Here is a 19061-nt window from a genome sequence, read left to right as displayed (position 1 = left end):
CTAAATTTCAGTTTAATAAGAAATTAGTTTCGTATCTGCCGTAAGCACGCAGTGTAGTGATGCAAAGAGTAAATGATCTTGCATAACGTGAGCTTAAACCATCCAACATTTTGCTAAGTTCTCACAAAACACGTTTGTGTATGTATTCTTGTATTTAATCTAACGTGTTATTGCCTTAAAACGTCATGATTTGGTCTCTTAAATCCATCCATATAATTCATTATCCATGTATATCTGTGAAATGATTTTGCAGCGTTTCTATAGACCCTAACTAGGACTTTAGTGGATGAAATAAAAAAAGTATTTTGTACAAAAGTACAGTTTGTTTTAGATTCTCAATGTCAAGATAGTGAGATGGTATTGGGACATATCCACTTCTCAGATTTTTGTAATTATCTATCTCAAAGTTTTCAACACTGATTGATTAGTTTTTGCAGCACAATTAAACTACTTCGATCAAAATATTATAAATATGCTTTATCTGGAGAAAACGCATGTCAGCACAGTTTGATCATGTATCAGTCATCAAAAAATCAAATGTTTATTTTGGCGGTCTATGTATCAGCCACACTGTGCAATTTGAAGATGGAACCAAGAAAACACTGGGTGTGTTGCTTCCAACTGAACAAGCGCTGACTTTTGAAACCCATGTACCTGAACGTATGGAAATTATTTCAGGTGAATGTCGTGTTCAAATTGCTGATAGCGAAGAAAGCGAACTATTCCGTGCGGGTCAATCGTTCTACGTGCCAGGTAATAGCCGATTTAAAATTGAAACAGATGAAGTCTTGGATTATGTGTGCCACTTAGAAGGCTAATAATTCAATCCATTTAGGCACAGTTTTTTAACTTCAAATCGGTTAAACTATGTGTCATAGCATAAATCCTGTAAAGCTTGCTTTGCAGGATTTTTCTTTTTGATAACCTAAGCTGTGCGCTGGGTGATCATACCCTGTTTAAAAGTTTATCGAAGTTTGCAAATTAGAGGTCGTTCATGGCGAAACCGGAATATTATTATGGCGTTCATTCAGTGGAGTCATTACTGGAACTTGAGCCAGAACGCGTATTAACTTTATTTGCATTAAAAGGACGTGATGATCAGCGTTTAAAACGTATTTTTGAGTTGGCAGAACCGTTTGGTGTCAGCATTCAAAAAGCTAGCCGTGATAGTTTGGAAAAGCTTGCGGGACAACCGTTCCATCAAGGTGTGGTCGCGGCTGTACGCCCCCATCCAGTCTTAAACGAAAAAGATTTAGAGGCTTTATTACAAGCCAATCCCAATGCGTTGCTATTGGCTTTAGATCATATTACAGACCCACATAACCTTGGTGCATGCATTCGTACAGCGGCAGCTATGGGCGTTGAAGCCGTGATTGCACCGCGTGATCGTTCAGCAACGCTTACCCCAACAGCCCGTAAAGTTGCTGCTGGTGGTGCTGAAAAAGTGAAGTTTATTCAGGTGACCAACTTGGCACGTACATTGGCTCAAATCAAAGAAGACGTTAATGTACGTGTGGTCGGTACTATGCTAGATGAAAAAGCTTTGCCGATTCAAAAATTTGACTTCACTGGTACGGGTGTATGTGTGGTGATGGGCGCTGAAGATATAGGTTTGCGTCCTATTACGCAGGCGCAATGTGATCAAACTGTTTACATTCCAATGGCTGGTAACTTGCAAAGCTTAAATGTCAGTGTCGCAACCGGTATGGCATTGTATGAAGCATGTCGTCAACGTAACAATGAATTGAAATAGAAGTGATGATGTCTCCCCAAAAGCAAGGTTATTTATATGTTTTCATTACCATGTGTATTTGGGGCGGATTCACCTTAACAGCGCGTTTAAGCGCCAATTGGGGAATCAGTGCTTGGGACATTACCGCACTTCGGTTTGCTTTGGCATTTTGTATCTTAATGCCGATTTTAATTTATAAAAAAGATACGGCTTTTTTATGGAAGAAAGAGCCTTTTATCCTTGCCATGCTCGGCGGGGTGACCTATTGCTTAACGGCCTATAGTGCGTTTCATTATGCTCCTGCGGCTCATGCTGCAATTTTTCTCAATGGTTGTATTCCCTTATGTACAGCCATAGCCGCGTTTCTGATCTTCAAACAGCCGATCGATAAGCATACGTGGATCAGTGTGGTGATTATGGTCTCTGCCATTAGCTTAATGAGCTATTTAATGTACGTCGAGACTGGTGTGGCATTTGGTTTAGGTGATTTGCTATTTTTTATCAGTGCCATTTGGTGGGGGATATTTACGGTATTGCTTAAGCAATGGAGGCTCTCTGCTTGGCATGCCATGGCGGGGGTTGCGGTTTGGTCTGCCGTGGTATTCGTGCCTATTTATCTACTATTTTTCCCTAAACATTGGTCTGACCCAGAGCCATTGCAACTCATTGGACAAGTTATCTTTCACGGTATTTTTGTGGTGATTATTGCGACTTTAACGTATGTAGAGGCGATCAAGCGTCTGGGTGCATTTAAAGCCGGAAGTATCGTAACTTTGGCACCTTTTATTGCTGCAATTTTAGCGGTACCGCTGCTGAATGAACCCTTAAGTTTTGCAATTGTGTGTGGATTGGTCGGGATGGGGATTGGAGCGATTCAACCTTGGAAATGGTTGGGACGAAAGGATAGTCTAGAGCAGCAACTCGAACAACAAAAAAAGCAGTCTGAGTAAGACTGCTTTTTATTTAGCTTTTTTCAGCGTGCGCTAAGTACTTAAGATGCAATGGCCGAAGCTGCGCATAAAGATGATCTAAATGACCATCATTCAGCACGATATCATCGGCGATTTTTTGCTTTTCCTGACGTGACATTTGTACGTGAATAATTTTTTGGATTTGCTCGATAGTTTGACCATCACGCTGTGATGCACGCTGAATTTGCAATTGTTCCGTGGCATCAATAAGCAAGGTTTGATTGGTTAATTCATGTTGATTGGTTTCAAATAACAGCGGCGAAACCAAGATGACATAGGGGCTGCTTGCTTCATTTAACTGTTGGGTAATGGACTGACGTATTGCAGGATGGGTAATGGCTTCAAGTGCTTGACGTGCTGTGGGATCTTTAAAGATATATTCTCGTAAAGCGCGCCGATTTAACTCACCATTCGCAAGTAAAACCCAATCACCAAATTGTTGTTGAATCTGAATCAGTGCGGGTTGGCCCGGTTCGACAACCTCGCGAGCAACGATATCAGCATCGACGACTTGAATGCCTTGGAGTTCAAACCAATTGCTTGCAGCAGATTTTCCGCTACCGATACCACCTGTTAAACCCAAGACAAATGTCATACAACGACCTTACTGACCCAAATAAATTTTCATAATTTGATCACCCCATAAAAAGGCGATCCATCCGGCGATGGCAATATAGGGACCAAATGCAAAAGGTTGGTTTTCTTTACGAACCTTGAGCAAAATAATGCCAATGATTGCACCTACCAGTGAAGAGAGTAATACAATCAGTGGAAGCAGGAAAGGGCCCATCCATGCACCCAAGGCAGCTAAAAGCTTAAAGTCGCCATAGCCCATACCTTCTTTGCCAGTGATGATTTTAAATAAATAGTAAACAACCCATAGGCATAAGAAGCCGATGATATATCCCCAAATGGCTGAGGTTGCAGAGGTATAAATGGCATAGCTATTCACGCCAAGCCCGAGTGCAGCCAAAGGAAGGGTATAACGGTCAGGTAAAAGTTGGGTGTCAAAGTCAATAAATGTTAAGGCAATCAATACATAAGTCAGCACCAAACCAAACAGCATCTGGATGGTTGGACCAAAAACTGCAACAACAATCAGCGCACAGATCATGGTGAGTAATTCGATCAGTGGATAACGGCTACTGATCGGGTTTTTGCAACTTCCACATTTTCCGCGTAACACGATCCAACTGATGACTGGAATGTTTTGATACCAACGAATTGGCGTTTTACATTTTGGACAGGTTGAAGCAGGGGTACTCAGGGTAATCTTTGTTTCATCAATAATCGGTTGGTCTGGATGTAAAAACAGTTGGCAATCCGTGCGCCATTCTTGTTCCATCATCTTCGGCGTGCGGTAAATCACCACATTCAAAAAACTGCCGATGCAAAGACTAAAAATCCCAACTACGATATACATCGCAGTTGGGTTGTTGATTAAGTAGCTAAAAAAATCAGTAAACAAAATATTTCCTTTCCTTGGTTTTAACCAACCACTGAACCCATTTGGAAGATTGGGAGGTACATTGCGACAACAAGCCCCCCTACTAAAATCCCGAGAATAGCCATAATTAAGGGTTCCATCATAGAGGTTAAACCATCTACAGCATTATCTACTTCATTCTCATAATGTGTCGCCACTTTATCTAGCATGGCATCTAAAGCACCAGACTCTTCACCAATAGCGACCATTTGGACTGCCATAGGTGGAAATTTATCGGTAACACGCATGGCGAATTGCAATTGCTGACCAGTCGCGACATCTTCACGAATTTTCATGACCGCTGTTTCATAGACCACGTTGTTGGTTGCACCTGCAGTCGATTCTAGTGCATCGATTAAAGGTACACCTGCGGCAAAGGTGGTTGCCAAGGTACGGCTATAGCGGGCAATAATTGCTTTATAAACCAAATCACCAAAAATTGGTGCTTTTAGTGCAGCTTTGTCTAAGAAGTCTCGGAAAGCTTTGCTACGTTTTTTTGCTTCTAGAAACCCACCAATTAATATTGCAATAACCACGAGCATGATAAACCAATAATCTTTAGTCCAATTTGACATATTGACAACCATCTTAGTAAAAGCTGGCAGTTCTGCACCAAATGAACTGAAAAGGCCTTCAAATACGGGTACAACTTTCACCATCAAAATAATGGTCACAATTATCGCGACCACAATAACTGTGGCTGGGTATTTCATGGCCTTTTTGATTTTTTGCTTAAGCAATTCACTTTTTTCTTTATAAATGGCAACACGATCCAGCATGGTTTCAAGTGCACCCGATTGTTCGCCTGATTCAACCAAAGAGCAAAATAGGTTGTCGAAATACTGCGGATATTTACGGAGTGCACCTGCAAAGGTATTGCCGCCTTCAACTTCACCTTTAATCCCCAAAACCACTTCACGCATGGCTGGGTTTTCTAAGCCTTCTGCCACGATCTCAAAGCCCTGAACGAGCGGTACCCCGGCTTTCATCATAGTTGCAAGTTGGCGCGTGAATACCGTGATATCCAAAGTGGATACTTTCTTTTTCATCAAGCCTTCGAGAATGTTTTTACGTTTTTCTCGAATGGTTTTAATGGTGATGCCTTGCTTACGTAAAGTGACTTTGGCTAAAGCCATATTACGCGAAGGCATTTCCCCTTTGATTTTCGCCCCTTTGCGATCCACGCCTTCATAACTGAAGGTTGGCATCATCTGCGCTTTTTTTACAGCCATGAATTTATCCTTATTTTTAAATACTAATTCACTTACTCACTGGTCACACGATTGACTTCTTGAAGTGAAGTCACCCCCTGCATGACCTTAATTAAGCCTGAACGGCGTAAATTGTTAAAACCTGCTTGATTTGAAGCTTCGGCAATTTGTAAGGCATTGCCATCTTCCATAATAATTCTTGAAATTTCAGGTGTCACTTTCATGACTTCGTAAATACCCACACGACCTTTATAGCCTTCACGGCATTCGGCACAACCCACAGGCTGGTATATTTGGAATTCTGGTGTATTTAAATCATCTTCGGTAAAACCAAGCTCCAATAGACTTTGTTTTGGTACGTCTACTGTTTCTTTACATTGTGAACATAGGCGACGTGCAAGTCGCTGCGCAATGACAAGGTTCACGGATGTCGCGATGTTAAATGAAGGCACGCCCATATTGCGTAAGCGTGTCAGTGTTTCAGGTGCACTATTGGTATGCAGTGTAGACATCACCATGTGACCTGTTTGAGCCGCTTTAATTGCAATTTCAGCCGTTTCTAAATCTCGAATCTCACCGACCATCACAATATCAGGGTCTTGACGTAAGAATGATTTTAAGGCTGCAGAGAAGGTGAGGCCGACTTTATTATTTACGTTGACCTGATTGATCCCTTCTAAGTTAATTTCCACAGGATCTTCGGCCGTTGAAATGTTGGTATCTTCACGATTGAGAATATTTAAACCTGTATATAGAGATACGGTTTTACCGGAACCCGTTGGACCGGTAATGAGCAGCATGCCTTGTGGTTTTTCTAAAGCCTGCATGAACAGTTCTTTTTGATCAGGTTCATAACCCAACGCATCAATTCCTAGCATCGCACTAGATGGATCAAGGATACGTAGAACAAGTTTTTCACCAAACAATGTCGGTAAAGAGTTCACACGGAAGTCGATAGCTTTGTTCTTTGACAGCTTTAACTTGATACGACCGTCTTGAGGTATACGCTTTTCCGAGATGTCCATTTGTGACATGACTTTTAAACGTGAAGCGAGTCGTGTAGCGAGCTGCAAGGGCGGATTTGTAATTGTTCTTAACACGCCATCGACACGGTAGCGGACGCGATAGGTTTTTTCGTAGGGTTCGAAGTGTAAGTCAGATGCACCCATACGAATTGCGTCGACTAGCAGCTTATTGATGTATTTAACAATCGGAGCTTCATCCCCCGTTGCCTCATCTTCATCTTCTTTCGCTGGATCAATAGTTTCCTGTTCTAAATCAAGATCAAAGTCATCATCAAAGTCAAAAGTACTTTCTTCAGAAAAGTTCTGTTCAATTAACTTGTCAAGTTTGTCATGTTCAACAATAATTGTTTCAGTATTCAGCTTACTACCAAATCGAATGGCATCCACTGCTTCAATATTGGTGGGATTACTGATCGCAACGAATAATAAATTGCCATGTTTAAAAATAGGCAAAATACGATGCTTGGTAATTAACTTATCTTCAAATTCATCACGAATAATTAAGGAGGTGTCATAAGTCGAAATATCAAAAACCGGTTCACCGAATTCTATCGAGATGGTTTCAGCGATCAGGCGTGCTGAAAGTTGATATTCCTGAATCAAATGCGGCACGATATCTTGATGAGCCTTTTTTGAATTTTGCAGCGCTGTTTGCATTTTTTCGGCAGACAGATGCCCTTCGTCAACTAAGCGACGAATAAACCCCGTAAATCTTGAAGAACCTTGAACTGCTGTCATGCTTTTACTTGCCTATGCTTCAGTCTGTTTATAATTGGTATAGCAAAATTATACTTTTGTTGCACAAAAATACCATATCTTAAAGTGTTGTCACTAGCTAAGAATTGGTAAAAAGCATGAACCAGTCCTTAAATCTGCTTAATTTTTTTACAGAAAAGTGAAGATCTTGGAATGACTGGTGTGCTTCGAAGATGCAAATGTGTTGAAATTTATCTTCAAAATTATGAATTACGTGTAGAATGTGCCCGATTTCATCTTTGTCATGTGGGATAAATATGTCGGGTTCGACGATTACGCCTTGGGTAGTGGGTAACTGGAAAATGAACCCATTGCAAGCCGATGCTGGCGCACTTCTTAAGAATTTTAAGCAATTATTAGATGAACAAAATATTGCTGAAGCGGCATGTCATATTGGGGTTGCACCAACAGCTATTGCTCTGACCACGGTGCAAAATGAATTAACACAAGCTAGCCGTAACATCATAACCGTTGCACAAGACGTTTCTCGCGTTGCTGGTACAGGTGCATATACGGGTGAACTCAGTGCTGAGCTATTAAAAGATTATGGTGTTGAATTTGTACTGATTGGTCATTCGGAACGCCGTGAAATATTCGCTGATCAACCGCATATCATTAATGAAAAAGTAAAAAATGCATTAAACGCAGGTTTGACTGTGATTTATTGTGTGGGTGAAAGCTTAGAACAACGTGAAAGCGGCCAAGCAGAACAGATTGTGTTACAACAAATATGTGATATTGCTGCTGTTGTACAAGCAGAGCAGTGGAAACAAATAGTGGTAGCTTATGAGCCAATTTGGGCCATTGGCACAGGTAAAACAGCGTCACCTGAAGATGCGCAAGCGATGCACGCTAAAATTCGTGAAGGTTTAAGCCAAATCACCCCAATGGGACTTCATACTGCGATTCTTTATGGTGGTAGTGTAAAACCTGAAAATGCAGTAGAGTTGGCAGCCTGTCCAGATATCAATGGTGCGCTGGTCGGTGGTGCATCATTAAATGCAGAGTCGTTTTATAAAATTGCTCAAGCATTTGCAAATACAAAATAATTAGGAGTTCAGCATGCATACGTTTGTGCTGGTGGTACATATTATCTTAGCGATTTTAATGATCGTGCTGATTTTAGTTCAGCATGGTAAAGGCGCAGATGCGGGTGCATCTTTTGGTGGCGGCGGTGCTGCAACTGTATTTGGTGCATCAGGTTCGGGTAACTTTATGACCCGTTTGACTGCGATTTTAACGGCTTTGTTCTTCGTTACGAGCTTGACACTTGCTGTGTTTGCAAAGAAACAAACGACAGATGCTTATAGTCTGAATGCGATTTCTTCAGTACCGACTGCGCCTGCAAAATCGGCTGAAACTTCGCCAACTGCACCAAAAAGCGCTGAATAATTTATTTAGCACTTTCTTTTTTGACGTGTTGCGACTAGAATGCGTCACAGCTGCGGTGGTGGTGGAATTGGTAGACACGCTACCTTGAGGTGGTAGTGCTTTCGGGCGTGGGGGTTCAAGTCCCCCCTTCCGCACCAACTTATAATCCAGAACATAAGTTGGTGTATGCAGCAAAACTCTGTTGATGCGGGATGGAGCAGTCTGGTAGCTCGTCGGGCTCATAACCCGAAGGTCGTTGGTTCAAATCCAGCTCCCGCTACCAATCAATTCTATTTTTAAGATGCAAACTTTTAAATGGACAGCTTTTAAAGCTGAGAAAACTATTTGCATATTGATGCGGGGTGGAGCAGTCTGGTAGCTCGTCGGGCTCATAACCCGAAGGTCGTTGGTTCAAATCCAGCCCCCGCTACCAATCTTATATAGCACACAATCTATATAAGCAGTTTATCTGAAAGTCATTGTGATGTTGATGCGGGATGGAGCAGTCTGGTAGCTCGTCGGGCTCATAACCCGAAGGTCGTTGGTTCAAATCCAGCTCCCGCTACCAATCCTCTGAGATGCAACTCAGTAGGGCAATTCTTCAGGTTGTTTTAGATTGAAAATGACCAAGAAATTGTATATAATTTTTGCATGTTGATGCGGGATGGAGCAGTCTGGTAGCTCGTCGGGCTCATAACCCGAAGGTCGTTGGTTCAAATCCAGCTCCCGCTACCAAGTTTCTAAAAGAGGCTCACAACTAGGTGGGCCTTTTTGCACAGTGGACTATGGTTTTCTGTGTAATAATGGGGCGATTTACGCCCTTTTTTATTGGCTATCGTGTAGTGTCGACAGTATTTTGGTCAAACCGTCATGTTTCACTACTACTATAGTTTCGCATTGGTCTGTAGTGGTCATTTCGACCATCGAATCGCACAAATTTGACGAGAGTAAATGAAGCTATCAAATAAAACTCAAGCACTTCAGGACTTAATTGCCCCAGCGGTGCAAGCATGTGATGTAGAACTTTGGGGGATTGATTTCCAACCTCAAGGAAAACGTTCACTGTTACGTATTTATATCGACCGTGAAGTTGATGAAAATGCAGAACCTGTCATCAATGAAGATGGCGAAGTTGAGCAAGGCCGTGGTATCGGCGTGCAGGACTGTGTTCGTGTCACTCAGCAAGTGGGTGCGATGTTGGATGTACATGATCCAATTTCAGGCGAATATGCATTGGAAGTGTCATCTCCAGGTTGGGATCGTCAGTTCTTTAAATTGGAACAAATGACGGCATACATTGGTCAGCAAGTCGCTTTGCGTTTGATCAGTGCTGTAGATAATCGTCGTAAATTCCAAGCTAAACTTGTTAACGTAGACCTTGAGAACGAAATGATTCAGGTTGAAGTTGAAAAGCAACAAGTGTTGGATATTGACAGCCACAATATTGATAAAGCAAATCTGGTTTTCCAAGATTAATTTAATAAATAAGAATCTGAACGAATAGGTGACTTATGGCTCGTGAAATTCTTACCGTAGTAGAAACGGTTAGTAACGAAAAAGGTGTAAGTCGTGATGCAATTTTTGAAGCGCTTGAACAAGCTTTAGTTGCAGCGACTAAGAAGAAATTCTACGAGGGAACTCACTCGGAAGAAGCTCGTCTACGTGTAGAAATCGACCGTCGTACTGGTGATTACCGTACTTTCCGTCAATGGGAAGTGGTTGCCGACGAAGATCACGAAATGCCAGCATGCCAAGATGCGATCTCTGATGTAGATCCTGCAAAATGGGCAATTGGGGATATCCGTGAACTTGAAGTTGAATCGATTGATTTCGGTCGTATTGCGGCACAAATTGCGAAACAAGTGATTGTTCAAAAAATTCGTGAAGCAGAGCGTGCGCTAATTGCAGATGCTTACGAATCTAAAGTTGGTGAACTCATCTACGGTGAAGTGAAAAAACAAACCAAAGATGGCTTTATCATTGATTTAGGTGACAATGCAGAAGCATATCTTGCGCGTGAGGAAATGATCGCTAAAGAAATTCTACGTCCTAAACAACGTGTAAACGCGATTTTGTTTAACGTAAACCGTGAAGGCCGTGGTGCTCAGTTATTACTTTCTCGTTCTAAACCAGAAATGCTTATTGCATTGATGAAGAAAGAAATTCCTGAAATTGCTGAAGAAATCATTGAGATTAAGGCTGCTGCACGCCAACCTGGCGTTCGTGCTAAAATCGCTGTGAAAACAAACGATCACCGTATTGATCCTGTAGGTGCATGTATTGGTATGCGTGGTACACGTATCCAAGCAGTTCAATCGGAGTTAAATGGTGAGCGTATTGATGTAGTCGTTTGGTCGGATGACGCGGCACAGTACATTGCAAGTGCTTTAGAGCCTGCTGATGTATCAGGTATCGTGATTGATGAAGAAGAACGTACTGCAGATATTATTTTTGCAACGAGTGATCAGTTAGCACGTGCAATTGGCTCTCAAGGTCAAAACGTACGCTTAGCATCTGAATTGACTGGTTACAAGCTCAATATGATGCTTGAAGAAGAATATCACGCACGCCAACAAAACGAAGCGCAACAATATTTAGATATGTTTGTTACACGTCTAGATATTGATGAAGACTTAGCGATGGCGTTAGTTGAAATGGGTTTCACATCATTAGAAGAAATCGCGTATGTTCCTGCGGAAACATTCGATGAGATCGAACTTGATGCTGAAACTGTTGAAATGCTACAAGGTCGTGCAAAAGAAATCGCATTGGCTGATGCATTGAAGCAACAAGAAAACATCCAAGAGCCAAGCGAAGAGCTTGCTGCAATGGAAGGCGTGACTAAAGAAATCGCATATGCGCTTGCCGCTCGCGGTGTGGTAACTGTAGATGATCTTGCAGATCAAGCCACTGACGATATCTCTGATATCGAAGGTTTAGGTGCTGAAAAAGCAGGTCAACTTATTATGAAAGCGCGCGAATCATGGTTTAACTAGGAGGTAATATATGACGGACAAGTCGATTAAGGAGTTAGCTCTCAGCGTGGGTCGTCCAGTTGAGAAGCTACTGGAACAGGTTCGTGATGCGGGTTTACCACAAACTAAACCTGACGATATTATCTCCACTGAACAACAAAATGCCCTCGTTAACCATTTGAAAAAAGTTCATGGTCAGGATGCGGGCAATGCAGGACAAATCACGTTGAAACGTAAAACTACCAGTACTGCTAAAGTGGCGAGTACATCGGGCAAGGCAAAAACGATTAATGTAGAAGTTCGTAAGAAACATACATTTGTTAAACCGGATCCTGAGCAAATTAAAGCTGAAGCATTAGCGAAAGCACAAGCTGACCAACAAGCACGTAAACAGGAACCTAAGGTTGAAGCGAAAGCTGAAGAACCGAAGCAACAACCAGTATCTAAAGCGAAACAAGCTTTAGAAGCAATGCGCGCTGCTGCGAAGCAAGAACATGCGAAGCAAGAAACACCGAAAGCTGCGGTTGTTGTAAAACGTAAGTCAAACAACAAGCCAATTACAAAACCTGTTGAAACTCTAGAACAGAAAAAAGCACGTGAAGCTCAAGCAGCACAATTGAAAGCTGTAGAAGAAGCGGCGCGTCGTAAAGCAGCTGAAGAAGCGCAACAACGTACACTTGAACAAATGCGTCAAATGGCGTCTAAGTATTCTAACGAAGACACTACTGCGACCATTCGTGTTGTAGATGATTCTCCGCTTGCTGCCGGCCTTGTAGGTCAGGCATATGAAGATTCATTTGCGAAAGAAGACCGTGAAATTAAACGTGGTACCAATACCAACAATTCACGTTCACCTAAAAAAGGTGGTCGTCGTGGCGAAGAGCAATCTTTCCGTGATAACTCACATAAACGTGGTTTAAAAACAAGTCAAGCGAACAAGCATGGCTTTGAAAAACCAGTTAAAAAACAAGTTTATGATGTTGAAATTGGTGAAACAATTGTTGTTGCTGACTTGGCTGCGAAAATGGCGGTTAAAGTTCGCGAAGTTATCAAATCACTCATGAAAATGGGCGAATTGGTTACTCAAAACCAAGCGATTGATCAAGAAATTGCAGCACTTGTTGTTGAAGAAATGGGTCACAATCCAGTACTTGTTTCGGATACACAAGCAGAAGACAACTTACTTGAAGCAGCTGAAGAAGCGCGTGGTGTCCAAACCACTCGTCCGCCAGTTGTGACAATTATGGGTCACGTTGACCATGGTAAAACATCACTTCTTGACCGTATTCGTCGCTCTAAAGTGGCTGCAGGTGAAGCAGGTGGTATCACACAGCATATTGGTGCTTACCATGTGAAAACTGAAAAAGGTATTATTACTTTCTTAGATACACCGGGACACGCAGCATTTACTGCAATGCGTTCACGTGGTGCGAAATCTACAGATATCGTAGTGTTGGTTGTTGCAGCAGATGATGGTGTTATGCCACAAACTGCGGAAGCGATTGACCATGCACGTGCAGCAGGTACGCCAATTATTGTTGCTATCAACAAAATGGATAAAGAGTCTGCTGATCCAGATCGCGTATTGAACGAGTTGACGACGAAAGAAATCGTACCTGAACAATGGGGCGGTGACGTTCCAGTAGCAATGGTTTCTGCGCACAGCGGTGCAGGTATCGACGAGCTTCTAGACTTGATCTCAATTCAAGCCGAACTTCTTGAGCTTAAAGCATCTGAAGAGGGTGCAGCACAAGGTGTTGTAATTGAAGCACGTGTAGACAAAGGGCGTGGTGCGGTAACATCGATTCTTGTTCAAAACGGTACATTGAAAGTGGGTGACCTTGTTCTTGCAGGTTCGTCATACGGTCGTGTACGTGCGATGACAGATGAAAATGGTCAACGTATTAAATCTGCTGGTCCTTCGATTCCTGTGGAAATCTTGGGTCTACCAGAAGCGCCAATGGCAGGTGATGAAGTTCTTGTTGTAAATGACGAGAAAAAAGCACGTGAAGTTGCTGATGCGCGTATGGATCGTGAACGTCAAAAACGTCTTGAGCGTCAATCTGCGATGCGTCTTGAAAATATCATGGCGTCTATGGGCAAGAAAGATGTGCCTATTGTCAACGTGGTATTGAAAACAGACGTACGTGGTACTTTGGAAGCATTACACGTTGCACTTGCTGAACTTGCAACTGATGAAGTGAAAGTACGTATTATTGGTTCAGGTGTTGGTGCGATCACTGAGTCTGACGTAACACTTGCTGAATCATCAGAAGCGGTTCTTCTCGGCTTTAATGTACGTGCTGATAATACTGCACGTCAAAAAGCTGATGCTGATGGTATCGACATTCGTTACTACTCGATCATCTATCAATTAATTGATGATGTGAAAGATGCGATGAGCGGTAAATTGGCGCCTGAACACCGTGAAACAATTCTGGGTGTTGCTGAAGTACGTGAAGTGTTCCACTCAAGTAAATTCGGTGCTGCTGCAGGTTGTATGGTACTTGAAGGTACATTACACCGTAATAAACCGATTCGCGTATTACGTGATGACGTGGTGGTATTCCAAGGCGAGCTTGAATCTCTTCGTCGCTACAAAGATGTGGTTGAAGAAGTTCGTGCCGGTATGGAATGTGGTCTTGCGGTGAAAGGCTATAAAGACATCAAACCACAAGATAAGATTGAAGTCTACGATGTTCAATTGATTAAACGGAGTCTTTAATGGCGGGTAGTCAACGTCTGAAGCGTATGGCGGATACAGTACAACGTGAGTTGTCAGAACTGATCCGTCAGGAGCTGAAAGATCCACGCTTAGGTGGTCTCGTGACCATCTCTGCCGTGAAGGTGAGCCCAGACTTAGGATATGCCGAAGTTTATGTGACTGTAATGGGTCGTGAGCTAGGCGATGAGCAAAGTGAAGCCGCAAATAAAGAGACTTTAGATGTCTTGAATAAAGCATCTGGTTTCTTGCGTCATGAACTAAGCCGTCGTATCAAAACACGTATTACGCCACGTTTGCGTTTCCATTACGACAAAACAAATGCTTATGGCAACTATATGTTTGGTCTAATTGCGGAAGCGGTCAAGGACTTACCTCCTACTGACGAAGCAAAAAAAGATGATGAATAATTCAGTTCGCTGAATGAAAAAAGCCACCTTTGGGTGGCTTTTTTATGTTTGAATAACGGTAATTTAAAAACTCAATCACTTTAAAATTATAATATGCCAATGAAAGACAGGTCGAACATGATATTCAATCCGCCTATCTGTAAAAACAATGAAATGAAAAAAATCATGCTATTGAGCAGCATATTACTCATCACTATGCCAAGTTGGGCATGTCTAAATACCTATGTAGAAGATTTTTATACATTTGATTCAGAAAAAGAAAATCAACGCGAAGAACATCATGACGAAAAATTGAATCACTTTGTATCAAGGCATCCTAGCCCAATAGACTATCAGGCAGAAAATGATTATGCCGTACATCAGATTTATGCAGGTAAATACGATTTAGCCATTATGGTTTTAAGTAAATTGAAAAAGAGCATCCAGGTTTACCAAAGACTGCAGTGAATTTAGGTACTGCATATGAGTTGATTGGCAATATTCCACAGGCCAAAAGATGGATTGCTGAAGGTATGAAACGTGATCCAACGATTCACCTTGGAAGTGAATGGATTCATCTGAATATTTTAGAAGCCAAAACCAAGCGCGCAACACCAAAATATTTTCATGAATATCCATTGTTAAATGTACATTATGGAACAGGCTATGTTCCTGATGGACATTGGAGTGATCAGCGCAAACCCACAACAGCGGAATACAATGCCATACGATAACAGGTCAGCTTACAAATCAGTGAGCGGAAGAATTTTGTTTCAAGACAGGATGCCGTGATGGCACAGCTGTTTTATGAATTGGCGAATCTTGAGATGAGCCAGAATCAGCCTGGCTGGTATAACAATTTTCAAAGTAGTTTTGAGACTAACTTACTGATTGATTTAGCTAGGCAGTATGGTTTAAAAAAAACACCTTATAACCAAAAACGTTTGCAATATATGGCTCAAGGGAATGTAATTGAGAAATTATGGATGAAAATTAAAGATTTTTGGGCTATAAGGGATAATCAAAACTGGATCTAGATTTAATCCAGATCCTCCGGTTTTGAATGGAGTTTAGAGTGAAATGCACGGCGCCGAGTTCGCTGCCAAGGAAGAGGGCGATTCAGAGCTTCTGGTGCATCACCACTCATCGAGCGCAGTCGTAAATGTAATGCCGCTTGTGCCATGAGGTTTGCAGAAACCGGTGCAGTGATAAAAGCAAAAAGCGTGATCAGGATTTCTGCAAATCCAAAACGGCCTTGAAATGCTGCATAAATAATTGCAGCAATTAGAAAACTTCCTAAACCTAAGGTGCTTGATTTAGTCGGTGCGTGTAGACGCATAAATAAGTCGGGTAGGCGAACCATACCAATACCCCCGACCAACATGAAGAAAGCACCAATCACCAAAAAAATCGAGACCAAAATTTCCATGACTAATTGCATATTAAAGGACTCCTAGTCGATGACGTGGCCAGTGGTGAAATAACGCGCTAAAGCAGCTGTAGATACAAACCCAAGCATGGCAACCAATAAAGCCCCTTCAAACATTGATGTACTTGCCCAATAAATACCTAAAATGACGATTAAGCAGGTGGCATTTAAGAACAAAGTATCTAAAGCAAGTAGTCGGTCCACAACTGAGGGTCCCATCACCAAGCGGATGAGGCACAGTAACATCGAGATCGTCACCGCAACTAAACAAATGCCAAGCGCATAAGGTAAAATTGTCATGCAGACTCTCCTGTATCAGCGCCAAAAATAAGGATGAGAGGGCGCTCATAGCGCTCTTTAATGGTTTGAATTTCTGCTTCAGGATCATCCGTGCTCAGAGCATGGACCAAAATATCACCACGGTCTTGGTCAATTCCGGCAGACACCGTACCGGGTGTCGTGGTGATGATCATCGCAAGCAGAGAATTGACTTCTTCATGCTGTGTATCGAGAGGAACACGGAACCATTTCGGATGCAATTTATGTGTCGGACCAAGGACGAGTTTTGCAACATGGATATTACTGACAATAATATCCCATAACACCACAAAGAATAATTTACATGCTGCCAGCCAGTTGATATTCGGTGTTCGATCAATAAAAGGGCGAACCATTCGCGGAATAACAATTGCTAAAACCAAGGCCATGCAGAGTGTGGCCGCATCTAAACTGTGCGCTAACATCACCCAGCTCAGACCAACCATGACTGATACCAATGGATGCGGAAACCAGCGATTGAATAAAGATATTGTCGCCATGTTAAGGCACCTCCATTGGTTTCAGCTGGGTCTCTTCAGGCAATTTTTCTTCTTGTTGCTGTCCCTGAATTTGGCGTTGCTTATATTCAGAAATATGTTCGCCATTTAGGGTTTCAGGCGCAATCAATGCAGGGATGAGGTGTGCATTTGGATCCGCTGATTCGCCACCATATTTGGTTTCAGGTAAATTTTCAGGATCATAAGATTGAACACTGATAATTTGACCTTCTTTATCCTTTTTCAATAGCAACGATTCATATAATGGGTTGTCTTGAATTTGCTGCGCAGTCTTGTAGGTATAGTCATAGATTGGTGCAGCAAAGACCATATATCCCACAAGCGCTGTTAATAGTAGATAAATGGTCTTGTCATTGCGTAGCGGAGCCTTATTCGGCAAAGCCTGATAGCGTTGATATTCTTCAGTATCAATATCATCTTCTGGACGAGATGAACGCCAGAAAAGTACAAAACCAACGCGGGTAAATGCTATGATACTGAGTAAACTCACCAACAAAACAATTAAAATAATCATGATTTGGTAAGGTGAATTGGCCGTGGCTTGTAAGATAAATACTTTACCCAAAAAGCCGCTAAAGGGTGGTAGACCAGCCATCATCAACGCAATGATGAAATAGCAGACAGCAACGGTATTATGCTGTTTCATGCGGGGCGCAATTTTAAAATGATCTTTAAATTCGCCGCGTTGTGAGGTAATCCAACCCGATAGAATATAAAAAGCTGCACCAATAATGGTACTGTGAATCAGGTAATAAAGTCCTGCAGCCCATGCATCCGTATTAAAGAGTGAAATCGAAACCAATATTGTGCCGATAGAAGACAAAATCATAAAACCGACAAAACGACGTAAACGATCCGTTCCGATAGCACCATAGGCACCATAGAGCGAGGTTACTAAGCCAATCGGTAACAGCCATTGTTGTAAGATTTCACGGCTAATCCCATCGTCAAACACAGTGCCATTAACACGGAGAATGGCATAGATGCCGACCTTGGTCATAATGGTGAACAAGGCTGCGACAGGAGTGGTTGCCACAGCATAGGTCTTTGGTAACCAGAACCCTACAGGCAGCATTGCTGCCTTGATGCCAAAGACGGTAAACAGTAACAATGCACCAGCTACAGCAATACGATGTTGATCCGCTTCAAGCAAAGGCATAAGTCGTGCAACATCTGCCATATTTAAGCTACCTACACTGCCATAAATCATCCCGAGTCCGATCAGGAAGAGAGCAGAGGCAAATAGGTTAATGGTGACGTAATGAATACCCAATTGAAAACGTGCTTTGCCTTGGCCGTGTAAGAGCAATACGTACGATGCCATCAACAGGATTTCAAAGAAGACAAATAGGTTAAATAAATCGCCTGTTAGGAATGCACCACACAAACCCATCAGTAAGAAATGGCACATGGCATGGAAATAACGACCCCGCTCATCCCATTCTTTGCTGGCAAACCACATCACTGGCACAGCAAGACCATAAGTCAGCACCAACATGAATGCTGAGAGTCGATCTAGAACTAAGACAATACCAAACGGTGCGGCCCATTCACTCAGGTTATAAACCAAGACTTGGCCAGAGCTGGCGATCATCAAATAACTGATAGATGTGATCAGCCCAAGGATGCCAGAAACATAGCTGATTCCACGACGCCAAGGTTGTCGCCAGTCATGTGCCAACGAGCCAGAGCCGGGGTTGCCCAACAGAACTAAAATAAATGCAGTAATTGCTGGAATTAAAATACTGAAAATCGGGCTATGCGTAGTCCAAAATTGGATGAAGTCATGCATTATGGCTCATCCTCCCGCGGGTCAATTTGCGGTATTTCTTCTTTGGAGTCCACATGATCTGTTCCGGTTTCATAGCGGCTACGCAGAGCCAATTGTACGATAAACGCAGTGGTCGCAAAGCCAATCACAATGGCGGTTAGGACCAAGGCTTGCGGTAAAGGATCGGTCGCTTTGGTTGTTTCCGTTAACACAGCCGGTGCGTTGACATGAATACGTCCCATGACAAATAAAAATAAGTTCACAGCATAGCCAATCATGGCTAAACCCAGCACGACAGGAAAGGTACGTGCCCGCAAAATCAGGTATACCCCTGTTGCGGTCAGTAAGCCAATGGCTGAAGCGAGTAAAAATTCTAAACTAATCATC

At 42.4% G+C, this 19061-nt stretch carries 21 protein-coding genes and 5 tRNA genes; 17 read left to right on the top strand and 9 right to left on the bottom strand.

All coding sequences use genetic code 11. The features are described from left to right. Positions 1–494: 494 nt before the first annotated feature. The 3 genes from FTT92_RS10310 (at position 495) to FTT92_RS10300 (ending at position 2682) form a co-directional block, all read left to right on the top strand. Positions 495–818: a pyrimidine/purine nucleoside phosphorylase gene (locus tag FTT92_RS10310; RefSeq protein WP_067763086.1), complete on the top strand. Its 324-nt coding sequence runs from the start codon at positions 495–497 to the stop codon at positions 816–818. Positions 819–994: 176 nt separating this feature from the next. Then, the gene (gene rlmB, locus FTT92_RS10305) at positions 995–1753 is read left to right on the top strand and encodes a 23S rRNA (guanosine(2251)-2'-O)-methyltransferase RlmB (protein WP_180172066.1); all 759 of its coding nucleotides are present in this window, start codon (positions 995–997) and stop codon (positions 1751–1753) included. Between the two features lie 8 nt (positions 1754–1761). Next, positions 1762–2682 carry a DMT family transporter gene (locus FTT92_RS10300; RefSeq protein ID WP_372491165.1) on the top strand — a complete coding sequence of 307 codons (921 nt, stop codon included), beginning with the start codon at positions 1762–1764 and terminating at the stop codon, positions 2680–2682. A gap of 13 nt (positions 2683–2695) precedes the next feature. Here the strand turns inward: FTT92_RS10300 and coaE are convergent, their stop codons facing one another. From coaE to pilB, 4 genes are all read right to left on the bottom strand, one after another. Next, entirely contained in the window at positions 2696–3298 is a 603-nt protein-coding gene (gene coaE / locus FTT92_RS10295) for a dephospho-CoA kinase (RefSeq protein ID WP_180172065.1), read from the bottom strand. Positions 3299–3307: 9 nt separating this feature from the next. Next, positions 3308–4126, bottom strand: a complete 819-nt coding sequence (locus tag FTT92_RS10290) for an A24 family peptidase (protein WP_180172097.1) — start codon at positions 4124–4126, stop codon at positions 3308–3310. 65 nt (positions 4127–4191) lie between these two features. Further along, positions 4192–5421 (bottom strand): type II secretion system F family protein, encoded by a 1230-nt coding sequence (locus FTT92_RS10285; protein WP_180059132.1) that lies wholly within the window; start codon positions 5419–5421, stop codon positions 4192–4194. Between the two features lie 32 nt (positions 5422–5453). Beyond that, the gene (gene pilB / locus FTT92_RS10280; RefSeq protein WP_180172064.1) at positions 5454–7163 is read right to left on the bottom strand and encodes a type IV-A pilus assembly ATPase PilB; all 1710 of its coding nucleotides are present in this window, start codon (positions 7161–7163) and stop codon (positions 5454–5456) included. Between the two features lie 275 nt (positions 7164–7438). On the opposite strand from pilB, the gene tpiA reads away from it, so the two are divergent. From tpiA to FTT92_RS10210, 14 genes are all read left to right on the top strand, one after another. Beyond that, positions 7439–8230 (top strand): triose-phosphate isomerase, encoded by a 792-nt coding sequence (gene tpiA / locus FTT92_RS10275; RefSeq protein WP_078192561.1) that lies wholly within the window; start codon positions 7439–7441, stop codon positions 8228–8230. Positions 8231–8243: 13 nt separating this feature from the next. Further along, entirely contained in the window at positions 8244–8573 is a 330-nt protein-coding gene (secG, locus tag FTT92_RS10270; protein ID WP_078192560.1) for a preprotein translocase subunit SecG, read from the top strand. Positions 8574–8625: 52 nt separating this feature from the next. After that, positions 8626–8710: transfer RNA gene (locus FTT92_RS10265), tRNA-Leu, on the top strand. A 48-nt stretch (positions 8711–8758) separates the two neighbouring features. Further along, positions 8759–8835: transfer RNA gene (locus FTT92_RS10260), tRNA-Met, on the top strand. A gap of 73 nt (positions 8836–8908) precedes the next feature. Continuing rightward, positions 8909–8985 (top strand) — tRNA-Met (locus tag FTT92_RS10255). A 58-nt stretch (positions 8986–9043) separates the two neighbouring features. Beyond that, positions 9044–9120, top strand: a tRNA-Met gene (locus tag FTT92_RS10250). A gap of 90 nt (positions 9121–9210) precedes the next feature. Continuing rightward, a tRNA-Met gene (locus tag FTT92_RS10245) sits at positions 9211–9287 on the top strand. A 216-nt stretch (positions 9288–9503) separates the two neighbouring features. Further along, positions 9504–10028, top strand: a complete 525-nt coding sequence (gene rimP / locus FTT92_RS10240; protein WP_078192559.1) for a ribosome maturation factor RimP — start codon at positions 9504–9506, stop codon at positions 10026–10028. 35 nt (positions 10029–10063) lie between these two features. Next, positions 10064–11548, top strand: a complete 1485-nt coding sequence (gene nusA, locus FTT92_RS10235) for a transcription termination factor NusA (RefSeq protein ID WP_078192558.1) — start codon at positions 10064–10066, stop codon at positions 11546–11548. Positions 11549–11558: 10 nt separating this feature from the next. After that, positions 11559–14252, top strand: coding sequence for a translation initiation factor IF-2 (gene infB, locus FTT92_RS10230; RefSeq protein ID WP_180172063.1), 2694 nt, complete (start codon positions 11559–11561; stop codon positions 14250–14252). Further along, complete coding sequence (locus FTT92_RS10225) at positions 14252–14659, top strand: ribosome-binding factor A (RefSeq protein WP_078189413.1); 408 nt, start codon at positions 14252–14254, stop codon at positions 14657–14659. The genes infB and FTT92_RS10225 overlap by 1 nt, the downstream gene beginning before the upstream one ends. 153 nt (positions 14660–14812) lie before the next feature. Further along, the gene (locus FTT92_RS10220) at positions 14813–15106 is read left to right on the top strand and encodes a hypothetical protein (RefSeq protein WP_180172062.1); all 294 of its coding nucleotides are present in this window, start codon (positions 14813–14815) and stop codon (positions 15104–15106) included. Then, positions 15103–15372, top strand: a complete 270-nt coding sequence (locus FTT92_RS10215) for a hypothetical protein (protein WP_180172061.1) — start codon at positions 15103–15105, stop codon at positions 15370–15372. The genes FTT92_RS10220 and FTT92_RS10215 overlap by 4 nt, the downstream gene beginning before the upstream one ends. A gap of 57 nt (positions 15373–15429) precedes the next feature. After that, positions 15430–15675 (top strand): hypothetical protein, encoded by a 246-nt coding sequence (locus FTT92_RS10210; protein ID WP_180172060.1) that lies wholly within the window; start codon positions 15430–15432, stop codon positions 15673–15675. A gap of 2 nt (positions 15676–15677) precedes the next feature. Here the strand turns inward: FTT92_RS10210 and FTT92_RS10205 are convergent, their stop codons facing one another. From FTT92_RS10205 to FTT92_RS10185, 5 genes are read right to left on the bottom strand one after another with little or no spacing between them, the layout of a single operon-like run. Next, on the bottom strand, positions 15678–16079 hold the full coding sequence (locus FTT92_RS10205; RefSeq protein ID WP_180024269.1) for a Na+/H+ antiporter subunit G: 402 nt from the start codon (positions 16077–16079) through the stop codon (positions 15678–15680). Between the two features lie 12 nt (positions 16080–16091). Continuing rightward, positions 16092–16367 (bottom strand): monovalent cation/H+ antiporter subunit F, encoded by a 276-nt coding sequence (locus FTT92_RS10200; protein ID WP_078192553.1) that lies wholly within the window; start codon positions 16365–16367, stop codon positions 16092–16094. Then, positions 16364–16885, bottom strand: a complete 522-nt coding sequence (locus FTT92_RS10195) for a Na+/H+ antiporter subunit E (protein ID WP_078192552.1) — start codon at positions 16883–16885, stop codon at positions 16364–16366. The genes FTT92_RS10200 and FTT92_RS10195 overlap by 4 nt, the downstream gene beginning before the upstream one ends. 1 nt (position 16886) lies before the next feature. Continuing rightward, the gene (locus FTT92_RS10190) at positions 16887–18695 is read right to left on the bottom strand and encodes a monovalent cation/H+ antiporter subunit D (protein ID WP_180172059.1); all 1809 of its coding nucleotides are present in this window, start codon (positions 18693–18695) and stop codon (positions 16887–16889) included. Beyond that, positions 18695–19060, bottom strand: coding sequence for a Na+/H+ antiporter subunit C (locus FTT92_RS10185; RefSeq protein ID WP_078189407.1), 366 nt, complete (start codon positions 19058–19060; stop codon positions 18695–18697). Before FTT92_RS10185 ends, FTT92_RS10190 begins: the two co-directional genes overlap by 1 nt. Position 19061 lies beyond the last annotated feature (1 nt).

This window comes from Acinetobacter sp. YH12023, assembly GCF_013420135.1.
GTDB classification, from domain to species: Bacteria; Pseudomonadota; Gammaproteobacteria; order Pseudomonadales; family Moraxellaceae; genus Acinetobacter; species Acinetobacter amyesii.
Note: the sequence above shows the minus strand (reverse complement) of the source record. Positions and strands in the feature narration are given on the sequence as shown.